10 protein-coding genes and 1 pseudogene are annotated in these 12,298 nt (G+C 71.8%); 7 read left to right on the forward strand and 4 right to left on the reverse strand.

What is annotated here, in order from left to right; translation table 11 throughout:
* Positions 1-55 precede the first annotated feature (55 nt).
* The gene (locus tag IO29_RS40160; RefSeq protein WP_324608149.1) at positions 56-289 is read left to right on the forward strand and encodes a hypothetical protein; all 234 of its coding nucleotides are present in this window, start codon (positions 56-58) and stop codon (positions 287-289) included.
* Positions 290-730: 441 nt separating this feature from the next.
* On the opposite strand, the gene aceE is transcribed toward IO29_RS40160, so the two are convergent.
* Both aceE and IO29_RS00735 read right to left on the reverse strand, forming a co-directional pair.
* Positions 731-3,418 (reverse strand): pyruvate dehydrogenase (acetyl-transferring), homodimeric type, encoded by a 2,688-nt coding sequence (aceE, locus tag IO29_RS00730; RefSeq protein WP_030378186.1) that lies wholly within the window; start codon positions 3,416-3,418, stop codon positions 731-733.
* Positions 3,419-3,536: 118 nt separating this feature from the next.
* Positions 3,537-4,277, reverse strand: coding sequence for an SDR family oxidoreductase (locus tag IO29_RS00735; protein ID WP_030378187.1), 741 nt, complete (start codon positions 4,275-4,277; stop codon positions 3,537-3,539).
* Positions 4,278-4,592: 315 nt separating this feature from the next.
* Here IO29_RS00735 and IO29_RS00740 point away from each other — a divergent pair, with 315 nt between their 5' ends.
* Positions 4,593-5,051, forward strand: a complete 459-nt coding sequence (locus tag IO29_RS00740) for a cupin domain-containing protein (protein WP_030378188.1) — start codon at positions 4,593-4,595, stop codon at positions 5,049-5,051.
* Between the two features lie 118 nt (positions 5,052-5,169).
* Here IO29_RS00740 and IO29_RS00745 read toward each other — a convergent pair whose 3' ends face one another.
* Positions 5,170-5,664, reverse strand: coding sequence for a cupin domain-containing protein (locus IO29_RS00745; RefSeq protein ID WP_030378189.1), 495 nt, complete (start codon positions 5,662-5,664; stop codon positions 5,170-5,172).
* Positions 5,665-5,688: 24 nt separating this feature from the next.
* Positions 5,689-5,903 (reverse strand): annotated as a pseudogene (locus tag IO29_RS00750) (carboxymuconolactone decarboxylase family protein); the annotation flags it as partial.
* 300 nt (positions 5,904-6,203) lie between these two features.
* Between IO29_RS00750 and IO29_RS00755 the strand changes: the two are divergent.
* The 5 genes from IO29_RS00755 (at position 6,204) to IO29_RS00775 (ending at position 12,298) form a co-directional block, all read left to right on the forward strand.
* Positions 6,204-6,992 (forward strand): DUF427 domain-containing protein, encoded by a 789-nt coding sequence (locus IO29_RS00755; RefSeq protein ID WP_030378190.1) that lies wholly within the window; start codon positions 6,204-6,206, stop codon positions 6,990-6,992.
* 100 nt (positions 6,993-7,092) lie between these two features.
* On the forward strand, positions 7,093-8,043 hold the full coding sequence (locus IO29_RS00760; RefSeq protein ID WP_030378191.1) for an alpha/beta hydrolase: 951 nt from the start codon (positions 7,093-7,095) through the stop codon (positions 8,041-8,043).
* An 80-nt stretch (positions 8,044-8,123) separates the two neighbouring features.
* Positions 8,124-8,843: an alpha/beta fold hydrolase gene (locus tag IO29_RS00765; RefSeq protein ID WP_030378192.1), complete on the forward strand. Its 720-nt coding sequence runs from the start codon at positions 8,124-8,126 to the stop codon at positions 8,841-8,843.
* A gap of 106 nt (positions 8,844-8,949) precedes the next feature.
* A complete protein-coding gene (locus IO29_RS00770) occupies positions 8,950-9,291 on the forward strand; it encodes a hypothetical protein (protein WP_030378193.1) in 342 nt (113 codons plus the stop codon).
* A 235-nt stretch (positions 9,292-9,526) separates the two neighbouring features.
* Complete coding sequence (locus tag IO29_RS00775; protein WP_030378194.1) at positions 9,527-12,298, forward strand: ATP-binding protein; 2,772 nt, start codon at positions 9,527-9,529, stop codon at positions 12,296-12,298.

The following is a 12,298-nucleotide window of genomic DNA, read 5'->3' on the forward strand; positions in this document are numbered from 1 at the left end:
GGCGACACGACGTGCCGCGCACACCGATCATGATCCCGCCCGGAAGGCATGCGACATGAGCCGCACCTCCCGCACAAGCAGGACCCACACGACGATGACCGCCCTGGCCGGCGCCGGTGCCGCCGCCGGCCTGCTCGCCACCACGATCGCCCCGGCCTCCGCCGACAAGGGCGGCCCCGCCGACCGCGGCGACAAGCCCACAACCTCAACATCCCTCCCGCCGCCCAGGAGTTCATGGCCCGGCGGGCCGGTGCCCACACCACGGACGTGCGATCGTCCCACGCGGTGAGCGTCACGCACCCCGGAAAGGTCACCGGCGTCATAGAGGACCCAACCCCGCACCGCGTGCGGGCCGCGCACCGGTTCCCGGCCGCCCGAGGACGGACTCATGCGCCGCGAACCGCGGATCGTCCCGATAGGCCCCGGCCAACTCGCCCGCACCGTGGCGATGCACCGCTTGCTCGCCGCGGACACTGTGGAGCCGCTACCACCCGGGCGAGGGCCGACCCCCGCACGTAGGTGCCCGCTCTGCTGTCCCGCCTCGGATCTACACCTGATGGCCCGGGGCGCTGCCGGCCGAGGATTCCTGGCAGGGCCGTGGACTCGGCACCCGCCTGCTCCGACAACCTGGGCGAGCACGCGCGGGCCGGCGGCTGGACGACGCGCTACGGCCTCTGCCTGCGGCCCGCGTCGGACGACGCGGGCCGCAGGGGGCTCCTCATTCGGCGGTTCAGCGGTCGAGGCCGTACCGCGCGCGGGCCCGCGCGACGGTCTCCGGCGGGACCTGCCCCGCCCGGGCCAGCCGGTCCAGTGCGGTCGCCACGATCGACTCGGCGTCCACCCGGAAGTAGCGGCGCACGTCCTCACGGGTGTCGGACAGCCCGAAACCGTCGGTGCCCAGGGAGTAGTAGTCCTGCTCGACCCACTGGCTGATCTGGTCGGGCACCTGCCGCATCCAGTCGCTGACGGCCAGCACCGGCCCCGGCGCCCCGGACAGGGCCCGAGTGACGAAGGGGGTGCGTTCCTCGCCCCGCGTCCGGGCGTCGTCGGCACGCATCGCGTCCCGGCGCAGCTCCGTCCAGGACGTCACCGACCACACGTCGGCGTGCACGCCCCAGTCGGAGGCGAGCAGTTCCCGCGCGCGCAGGACCCAGTGGATCGCCGTACCGGAGGCGAGCAACTGGAGCCGGGGCCCGGCCGCGGGCGCCTCGGCGGCCCGGAACCGGTAGATGCCCCGCACGATGCCCTCCTCGATGCCGGGAACCGGCGGCATGGCGGGCTGGTGCTTGGGCTCGTTGTACACGGTCAGGTAGTAGAAGACGTCCTCGGGTCGCTCGCCGTACATGCGGCGCAGACCGTCCCGGACGATGACCGCGATCTCGTAGGCGAACGCCGGGTCGTAGCTGACGGCCGCCGGATTGGTGGCGGCGAGCAGGTGCGAGTGGCCGTCCCCGTGCTGCAAACCCTCGCCGGTCATCGTCGTCCGTCCGGCGGTGCCGCCGACCACGAAGCCGCGGCCCATCTGGTCGCCCAGCGCCCAGAACTGGTCGCCGGTCCGCTGAAAACCGAACATGGCGTAGAAGATGTAGAAGGGGATCATGGGTTCGCCGTGCGTGGCGTACGACGTCGCGGCGGCGGCGAACTCGGCGACGGAACCGGCCTCGGTGATGCCTTCGATGAGCAGCTGCCCGGTCGTGCTCTCCACGTAGTGGAGCAGTTGGTCCGCGTCGACCGGGTCGTAGGTCTGGCCCTGCGGCGAGTAGATGCCGGCGGTGGGGAACATCGACTCCATGCCGAAGGTGCGGGCCTCGTCGGGGACGATCGGCACCCAGCGGGCCCCGCTGCGCGGGTCGCGCATCAGGTCCTTGACCAGCCGGACCAGTGCCATCGTGGTGGCCATCTCCTGATGGCCGGACCCCTTCTCCAGGTCCTCGAAGGGCTTGGCGGGCGGTTCCGGCAGCGGCTTGGCGACCACCCGACGCACGGGCGCGGGCCCGCCCAGCGCGGCCCGGCGTTCGCGCAGGTACCGCACCTCGGGCGAGCCCTCTCCCGGATGCCAGAACGGCACCTGGTCACCGGCGAGCGCGCTGTCGGGGATGGGCAGCTCCAGCAGGTCGCGCATGGCCCGGAACTGATTCATCGTGAGCTTCTTTATCTGGTGGTTGGCGTTGCGCGACTCGAACGCCGGGCCCAGCGTGTGGCCCTTCACCGTCTGGGCGAGGACCACCGTCGGGGCGCCCCGGTGCTCGACGGCGGCCCGGTAGGCGGAGTACACCTTCAACGGCTCATGTCCGCCCCGCGAGTTCTCGAACAACTCGACCACCCGCGCGTCGCTCAGGGAGGCGGAGAGCGCCGACAGGGCGTCACCCGTGAAGAAGTGCTCGCGTATGTAGGCCGCGTCCCGCGCGGCGAGCGTCTGCATCTGGGCGTCGGGCACCTCGCCCAGGCGCCGTACCAGGTCGCCGGTGGTGTCTTGCGCCAGCAGTGGGTCCCAGGCCTCGCCCCAGAGCGTCTTGACCACGTTCCAGCCCGCTCCCCGGAACCGTGCCTCCAACTCCTGCACGATCTTCGAGTTGGACCGTACCGGGCCGTCCAGGCGCTGGAGATTGCAGTTGATGACGAAGGTCAGGTTGTCCAGGTTCTCGCGGGAGGCCAGGGTCAGGGCGGCCGTCGACTCCGGCTCGTCCATCTCCCCGTCGCCCAGGAACGCCCACACCCGTGAGGCGGAGGTGTCCTTGATGCCGCGGGCGTGCAGATAGCGGTTGAAGCGGGCCTGGTAGACGGCGCTGAGGGGGCCCAGTCCCATGGAGACCGTCGGGAACTCCCACAGCCACGGCAGCCGCCGGGGGTGCGGATAGGACGGCAGCCCATGGCCACCGGCCTCCCGACGGAAGGCGTCCAGTCGGCTCTCGCTCAGCCGCCCCTCGAGGAAGAGGCGGGCGTAGATGCCGGGGGAGGCGTGTCCCTGGACGAAGAGCTGGTCGCCGGAGCCGTCGCCGTCCTTGCCCCGGAAGAAGTGGTGGAAGCCGATCTCGTAGAGCCAGGCCGCCGAGGCGTAGGTGGAGATGTGACCGCCCAGCCCGAGGCGCGCGCCGCGGGTGACCATCGCCGCCGCGTTCCACCGGTTGAGCGCGGTGATCCTGGACTCCATCTCCAGGTCACCGTCGAACTCCGGCTGCGCGGCGGCGGGAACGGTGTTGATGTAGTCCGAGTGCAGCAGCCCCGGCAGGGACATGCCCGATCTCGCGGCGAACTCGTGCACCCGCCGCAGCAGGTACACCGCCCGCTCCGGCCCCGCGTTGCGCACGACGGCGTCGAGGGAGGCCCGCCACTCGGCGGTCTCCTCGCGGTCGCGGTCGGGCAACTGGTCCAGCTCACTGATCACGGAGGGCTCGGTCGGCCGGGAGGGTTCACTCATGGCAGCCTTCTTTTCACGGCGTGGGTGTCGGCGACACCGGCCGCGGACACGGTGGTTGTCGCGGGAACGACAGATCTGACGGGGTGATCCGGGCAGCGAGCATCGCCACCCGGCGGGGTCAGCGGCTCTTGAGCCACTGGGCGAACGTGTGAGGGCCCAGCCGGGCGTCGGGCCCGGGAAGCAGGTCCCGCTCATCGAGCACCGCGCCGAAGAACGGGGCCCGCGCGTCGGCGATCACCGGGCCGGGCCGGCCCAGGAAACCGAGCACCTCGGCCGTGACGTCCTCCAGCCGGAGCTCCTCGGGCCCGGCTGTCTCGACCACGCCGAACTGCGGCAACCCCACCGCGACATGGGCGAGGAGCGCGGCGACGTCATCGGCCGAGACGGGCCGCAGCAGCAGCGGCGGCACATGCACGCCGTCGGGCCGGGCGCCGGCCGCGGCGGCGGCCTCCACGGACTCGTGGAACGGCGTGGCACGCACCACGGAGTACGGCACGGTGGTGTGCCGGACCAGGTCCTCCTGCACCGCCTTGGCCCGGAAGTAGCCCGACCCGATCCGGTCGGCGCCCACCACCGACAGCGCCACGTAATGCTCGACGTTCGCGGCGGCGGCCGCCTTGAGGAGGTTGCCCGTCGCGGTGGTGAAGAACGCGGTGCCGGCCTCCTGCCGCCGGGAGGGCGCGTCGGTGACGTCCACGACCACCTCGGCGCCGCGCAGCGCCCGGTCCAGGCCCAGGCCGGTGCCGACGTCGACTCCTTCCCCGCGCGACACCGGCACGACCTCCACCCCGTGGTCCCGGAGCCGTGCGACGGTCCGGGAACCGATCAGTCCGGTGGCGCCTGCAACGACGACTCTCATCCGCGTCTCCTCCGTCGGGGGCCCGATGACCCCGCTGGGTGTCCTGGGCGTCCTTGGTGTCCTGGGTGTCGGGTGTCCTGGGCGGACGGTGGCGGATGCCGCAGTGCCACCGTGCCCGTCTCACCTAGACAGAACGCGAGTCCTTGGTGTGACACCGTGCGGCCGACCGACGTCCCCCGACCGGCCGTGGCACGTTGTCACAGACCCGCCCGGTGTCCGGTCAGGAGGGCGAGCGGTCATCACGACCGGAGACGACCCCGTGCCGGCGGACGATGCGCCGTCCGGACACGGCGGAACCACGGAAGGTGCGACTCGATGTCGGAGAATGCACAGCACGCCCACCACGGACACGGTCACGGAACCGGCGACGCGGACGGCCCCAGCTGGACCCGCGCGGCGAAGATGATCCAGGACGCCTCGCCGATCGTCGTCCCCGAGGGCGCCTCGGCGATGACCATCCACGTCGAGTGGGAGCCCGGCGACCCCGGCACCCCGCCGCACCGCCACTCCGGCCCGGCGTTCGGCTATGTCATCAAGGGTGCCGTCCGCTTCGAACTGGAGGGTGAGCCCGAGCGCGTGGTCGAGGCCGGCGGCACGTTCTGGGAGCCGGGCGGCGACGCCATCCACTACCAGGACGGCAACGCGCTCAGCGACGAGAAGACGGAGTTCGTCGTCACGATGATGTGCGCGCCCGGCAAGCCCATGCTCGAACTGGTCGACGAGGCGGAGCTGAAGGAGCGCGCCCACCTGCGCGCACCCCGGCCCACCGCCTGACCCCCGGACGGGCACTCACGACGGGGCCCCGCACCCGTGACACCGGCCAGGCCGGGAGGTCACGGATGCGGGGCCCCGTCGTCGTGCGGTGACGATGGCCCCGCTCCTGCCCCTGCTCCTACTCCACGAAGTACGAGTCGTGCCGGTCGAAGAACGCGGCACGCTCCTCCTCGGAAGCGTGCCCCAGCCGGGAGACCTGCTCGAAGTACTCCTCGCGCGGGGCGCCCGGGGTGAACAGCAGCAGCATGTCGGCCGGTGCGTCGGAGTCGTTGCGGAAGGCGTGCAGCCCGCCCTGGGGGACGTGCAGGAAGTCACCCTTGCGGGCGTCGACCCACCGCACACCGTCGAAGACGCGCACGGTGCCGTCCAGGATGAAGAAGGACTCCGAGATCCGCTTGTGGAAATGGGTCTTCGGGCCGCCCGCCCGGGGCCGCATCTCCACCCGGTACAGCCCGAACTCGCCCCGTGTGGTGGCGGTGGTGGCCAGATAGTGGGTGGCATCCTTTCCGGTGCCGCTCTCACCCAGGTTCGGCGGTGTGGTGGCCGGCCGGAAGACGGCGCTGACCTCACCGTCCTCACCCCAGTACTTCTGCTCCGGGTACGGGTACGACATATCTGGTTCCTTTCGTACGCTGCGTCAGCCGAACATGCCGGGCTCGTAACCGCCCGCGGGCTGCTGGTTGATGACGTTGACGCGGTCGCAGGCGTTGATGACGGCGATCAGCGAGATCAACGCGAGGGAGCTGGTCCTCGTCGTAGTGCTTCGCGGCCTCGGCCCACACTTCGTCCCGAGACACCGCCGGAGGCGTCCGCGAGGTGCCTTCCCTCCTCGGTCACCGCCAGGGCCGCGCGAATCTCCTCAAGGGGGAACGCCTACGGACCATTGACCGGGTGCCCGCGCGTTCTGTGACAACCGAATCCGCCCGCACGCACGGCATCTCCCGTTCCGTCGGCCTCGGAATCCGCAGGCATGACAACATCCCTGGCACACCGTGTGAAGAAAGACGCACCACGGCCCGCATTCGGTGTGGTCGCCGGGTGCGGGCGATAGCATCGAACGAGTGGACCGGGCCGTCGGCCCGAGTCGCGCCGCCCTCCCGGGCCCCGGCCACGGCGAGCGCACCGTCCCTCAGCGAACCCAAGGTGATCACCATGGCTACCGAGAGCGTCCTGCACCCGAGTCTCATCGTCCCGATCGGACACGTCGAGCCCGTTCCCCGCCGCATCCGGGGCATGGTCGGGGGCCGTGTCGCCTTCGACACCCGCCGCGCGCTGTACGTGTGGGAGTGGCAGGCGTACCCGCAGTTCAGCATCCCGATCGAGGACTTGGCGGAGGGTGTGCTCGACGACGACAGGCATACCGAGCAGCTCGGTGCCGGGCCCGCGCACCGCCACACCCTGCGGGTCGGCCCGGAGGTCCGTCCGGGGGCGGCGTGGGTCTGGGGGGAGGGATCCCCCGAAGCCCTGCGCGACACGGTGCGTTTCGAATGGGAGGCGCTGGACGCCTGGTTCGAGGAGGACGAGCCGGTCTTCGTCCATCCGCGGAGCCCGTACTCGCGCGTGGACGCGCTGCGTTCGCGCAGCACCGTCCGGGTCGAGGTGGACGGCGTCGTACTGGCGGAGGCATCCGGCTGCGTGAAGCTGTTCGAGACCGGTCTGCCGACCCGCTACTACCTCGACCCCATGAACATCGACTGGACCCGGCTGCGGCACTCCGACACGGTGACCCGTTGCCCCTACAAGGGGACAACGAGCGACTACTGGTCGTTCGACGGCGACACCGGCGCCCACGAGGACATCGCCTGGACGTACGACTTCCCGACCATCCACGCCAACCGCATCGCCGGACTGACCGCGTTCTACAACGAGCACGTCGATCTGTACGTCGACGGCTTCCCGCTGCCGAAGCAGGTGGACACCACCCGGGTGGCCGCCGACTAGCTGAACCGTTCGCGCGGGCCGGTAACGTCACACATCGACTCCTCATACGGTCTCATGAGGTGGAAAGCCATCCAAAAGCCTCAGCTCCCAAGGAGCGACCATGAGTGACCTCGTTCTCGAGCCCGCCGCGCAGGAATTCGCCGACGCCACCGCCAAACCGCCGCTGCTGTACGAACTCGGTGTCGAGGGAGCCCGCAAGCTGCTCGACGACGTCCAGTCCGGGCCGGTGGAGAAGCCGGACGTGGACGAGAAGTGGATCACCGTGCCGGCCGAGGTCGGTGACGTGCGGGTGCGCATCGTCAAGCCCGCCGGCACCACCGGCGTGCTGCCCGTCGTCCTCTACGTCCACGGCGGCGGCTGGATCCTCGGGAACGCCGGCACCCACGACCGTCTGGTGCGCGAACTGGCCGTGGGCGCAAAGGCGGCCGTGGTCTTCGTCGAGTACGACCGCTCCCCGGAGGCGAAGTACCCCGTCGCCATCGAGCAGGCCTACGCCACCGCCCAGTGGGTCACCACCAAGGGCGCCGAGGAAGACCTGGACGGTTCCCGCATGGTCGTCGCCGGTGACTCGGTCGGCGGCAACATGAGCGCCGCCCTCACCCACATGGCCAAGCGGCGCGGTGACGTGACCTTCCTGCACCAGTCCCTCTACTACCCCGTCACCGACGCCGGGCAGGACACGGAGAGCTACCGCGTCTTCGCGCACGGACCGCACCTGACCGCGAAGGCCATGGAGTGGTTCTGGAACGCCTACACCACGGATCCGGCGGAGCGGGACCAGATCACGGCCTCGCCGCTGCGTGCCACCCCGGAGGACCTCCGGGGACTGCCGCCGGCGTTCGTCGCGGTCGACGAGAACGACGTGCTGCGCGACGAGGGCGAGGCCTACGCCCGCAAGCTGATCCAGGCCGGGGTGCCGACCACGAGCGTCCGCTACAACGCCAGTCTGCACGACTTCATGATGCTGAACCCCGTCCGCGGAACGCAGGCATCCACCGCGGCGATCGAGCAGGCGATCCACGTTCTGCGCAAGGCCCTCGGCACCGACTGATCCACTTCGCACGGCACTTCCGGCACCCGGGTGCGCCCGATGACGCGCGTGGTGAGCCGGCTCAACGAAAGGCCACTCTCATGAGTGCACAGAAACCGACCGTCGTCCTCGTGCACGGCGCGTTCGCGGACTCGTCCAGCTGGAACGGCGTCGTCCGGGAACTCCGGTCGCACGACTACCCGGTGGTGGCCGCGAGCAATCCGCTGCGCGGACTGACCGAGGACAGCGCGTACGTCAGACAGCTCCTGGAGTCCATCGACGGGCCCGTGGTCCTCGCCGGGCACTCCTACGGCGGCTCGGTCATCAGCAACGCCGCGACGGGACTCGACCACGTCAAGGCCCTCGTGTTCGTCGCGGCGTTCCTGCCGGACGAAGGCGAGAGCGCTGTCGAACTGTCCGGCAGGTTCCCGGGCAGCACCCTCGGGGAGACGCTCCGCCCGGTGCCGGTCACGCTCCCCGGCGGCGGCCGGGCCGCGGACCTCTACATCGAGCAGAGCAGCTTCCACCAGCAGTTCGCCGCCGACGTCCCGGAGGAGACCGCGGCGGTCATGGCGGCCACCCAGCGGCCCGTGGCCGACGCCGCGCTGGCGGAGGGCGCCTCGGCGCCGGCGTGGAAGGACATCCCGTCCTGGGTCCTCGTGGCCGCCGACGACCGCAACATCCCGGCCCAGGCACAGACGTACATGGCCGAGCGCGCGAAGGCCACGGTGGTGCACGTCACCGCTTCCCACGCGGTCGGCGTGTCCCGTCCGGGCGAGGTCGCCCGGCTGATCAACGAGGCGGCGCAGGCGACCGGCTGAGCGGAGGGTGGGCCGCCGCCCCCGGGAGGCCCGGCGGCGGCCCACCGGCACCGCGCCCGCCGCGGCGCCGCGTCACATCCCCACCGGAGTGACACGGGAGTACCTCATGAACACGAGCAAACAGGCCGCTCGCGGGCTGGCCGACATACAGGCGTTTCTGTACCGCGAGGCGCACCTCAGCGCCGCTCGTCGAAGGGTGTCCGCCTTCACGGCGAGGGCCGACGGGCTGACCCACGGGCAGAGGAGGGAACTGGAGCGGTGGTACCTGGAGGAACAGAAGTACGTCGCCCGCATGGTGACCGAGCACATCGCGGAGCGCATCGGCGCGGCCGAGGCGGCGCACCGCCTCCGGTTCGGCCGCCGGCTGCGAGTCACGCTGATCGCCATGACCGCGATCGGCCTGACGATCTGCGTGTGCACGGCGGTCCTCGTGGGATCGATGACCTGACCGACCGACGCCGCACCGGGTCACCGCGGGATCCGTAGCGGCGACTTCCGGCCAGTGGACCCCGGCCGGAACGCGAGGCCGGGACGACGGGCACGCGGCGGAAGGCGGAGGCGGGCGCAGGCGGGGGCATCGGACCACCGGGTCCCGAGCGCCTGCGCGCCAGCCTCGGCAATCGGTTTGAGACAGGTCTACGGGAAGTGAAACGCCGGGGTATCGTGACAGCCGGGAGGCTGCCATGGTGAGGGACGGCGCACGGACCGAGCTCATCGGGCGGCAGGCCGAATGCGAAGTCCTCGACGACCTCCTCGCGCGGGCCAGGGCCGGCCGCAGCGGAGTGCTGGTGGTGCGCGGTGAGGCCGGCATCGGCAAGACCGAGCTGCTGAACCACCTGCTCGACCGGGCCACCGGGTGCCGCGTCGTCAGGGCGGTCGGCGTGCAGTCCGAGATGGAACTCTCCTACGCCGGGCTGCACCAGCTCTGCGCCCCTCTGCTCGCCCACCTCGACGGCATCCCCGAGCCGCAGCGCAACGCCTTGCGCACGGCTTTCGGCATGCAGGTCGGTGACGCTCCCGACCGGTTCCTGGTCGGCCTCGCCACGTTGAGCCTGCTCGCCGCCGCAGTCGGCGACGAGCCGTTGCTCTGCCTGGTCGACGACGCGCAGTGGCTGGACCGCGTCTCGGCCCAGACGCTGGAGTTCGTCGCCCGACGGCTGCTCGCCGAACCCGTCCTGCTGGTCCTGGCCGTCCGCGAGTCCGGCTCCCGCGAGGTGTTCGCCGACCTCCCGGAGCTCGCCGTGCGCGGACTCGGCGAGCGTGATTCCCGCGAGCTCCTCGACTCGGTCGTCACCGGGCCGCTCGACCGGCGGGTACGCGACCGCATCGTCGCCGAGACGCGCGGCAACCCGCTTGCCCTGGTGGAGCTGCCGCGCGGCCTGACCCTCCTCGAAATGGCCGGGGGATTCGGCGTACCGGAGAGCCGTCCCCTGTCCAGCCAGATCGAGGCGGGTTTCCTCCGCCGCATCCGGTCCCTGCCCGCGCAGACGCAGCAGTTGCTGCTCATCGCCGCCACCGAACCGGTCGGCGACGTGTCCCTGCTGCGGAGCGCCGGCGAACGCCTCGGCATCGAGGTGGACCGCGCCGCGACCGAAGCCGAGGCGTCGGGTCTGATGGCCCTCGGCACCTGGGTCCGCTTCCGCCACCCACTGGTGCGCTCCGCCGCGTACCGCGCCGCCGGGTTCGAGGAACGCCGGCGCGTGCACGCGGCCCTGGCCGAGTCGATCGACGCGACGCTCTATCCCGAACGCCGCGTCTGGCACCTCGCCAGTGCCGCGACGGGCCCGGACGAGGACGTCGCCGCCGAACTGGAGGGCTCCGCCGGGCGGGCGCAGGCGCGCGGTGGTGTCGCCGCGGCGGCGGCCTTCCTGGACCGGGCCGCCGGGCTGACACCCGATCCGGTGCGCCGCGGAGCCAGGGCACTGGCCGCGGCCCGGGCGAAGTACCAGGCGGGCGCCTTCGACGCCGCGCGGGAACTGGTCGAGGCCGCGGAGCTGAGTCACCTCGACGAGGCCGGAGCCGGACGTGCGACCCTGCTGCGCGGCCAGATCATGTCGGCGGCCAAGAGCGCCAGCGCCGGACTGCCGCTGCTGCTAGAAGCGGCGAAGCGGCTCCAGCCCTTCGACTCCGCACTCGCCGACCAGACGTACCGGGACGCCGTCTACGCGGCCCTGACCGCGGGCCGGCTGGCCACGGGCGGGGTCCGCGACGTCGCCGAGGCGCTGCTCAGCACGCCGGGCGACTCCGGTACCGAGAGCCGGGAGACCCGCCTGCTGACGGGCCTCGCCCGGGCGGTGACCGAGGGCTACGCGGTCGGCGCGCCGCTCCTCCTGGACGCCGTGGCGGCGTTCCGGGAAGGCGAACTCTCCCGGGAGGACGGCCTGGGCTGGCTGCCGTTCGCATGCCGGATGGCCCACAACACCTGGGACTTCGCCGCCTGGTCCGAGCTGTCGGCGCGGCTGGTCGACCTCGCCCGCGGCAACGGAGCGCTCGCCGTGCTGCCCTCGGCCCTCCTGCTGCGCCTGTCGAACCGGGTGTTCGCCGGCGACCTGCACGGTGCGGCCTCCCTCACCGTGGAGGCGAGCGCGATCGGCGAAGCCACCGGCAGCAGCTTCCTCGCCCACTACGGCGCACTCGTCCTGGAGCCCTTCAGGGGGCGGGAGTCGACGACCCGGCAAGCGATCGAGACCCTCACCCAGGACCGCTTCCTGCGCGGTGAGGGCAAGGTGACGACGGCCACCCAATGGGCCGCCGCCGTCCTCTACAACGGCCTCGGCAGATACGAGGAGGCCTACGCCGCGGCCGAGCGGGGCTGTGAGAACCCGCAGGAGATGGGCCTGTCGCTCCAGTCCCGGGTCGAACTCGTCGAAGCGGCCGTGCGCCTCGGGCGTACCGAGCGGGCGGCCGAGGCCGTACGGACGATCGAGGAGATGGCCCAGGTCAGCGGCACCCCCTGGGCGCTCGGCACCTCCGCGGCCGCGCGTGCCCTGGTGAGCGAGGGAGAGACGGCCGACGCCCTGCACCGGGAAGCGATCGAGCGGCTCGATGCGGCCGGGGTCCGGATGGACAGCGCCCGCGCACGGCTTCGGCACGGTGAGTGGCTGCGCCTGGAACGGCGCCGGGCGCAGGCGCGTACCCGGCTGAGCGAGGCACACGAGATGCTCGACGCCGCCGGGGCCGAGGCGTTCGCGGACCGCGCCCGACGTGAGCTGAAGGCCGCCGGCGTCACAGTGCGCGGCCGCGCCACGGCGGAGACCGCGGTGCTCACCGCGAAGGAGGTCGAGATCGCCCGGCTCGTGCAGGGAGGCTTCACCAACCCGGAGATCGGCGCGCGGCTCTTCCTCAGCCCGCACACGGTCGAATGGCATCTGCGCAAGGTCTTCGCGAAACTCGGCGTCTCCTCCCGCAAGGAGATCAGCTCGGTGCGGTTGGAGGCGATGGCGACCACGCCCTGA

It is taken from the genome of Streptomyces sp. NRRL F-6676 (genome assembly GCF_000725625.1).
Classification (GTDB): domain Bacteria; phylum Actinomycetota; class Actinomycetes; order Streptomycetales; family Streptomycetaceae; genus Streptomyces.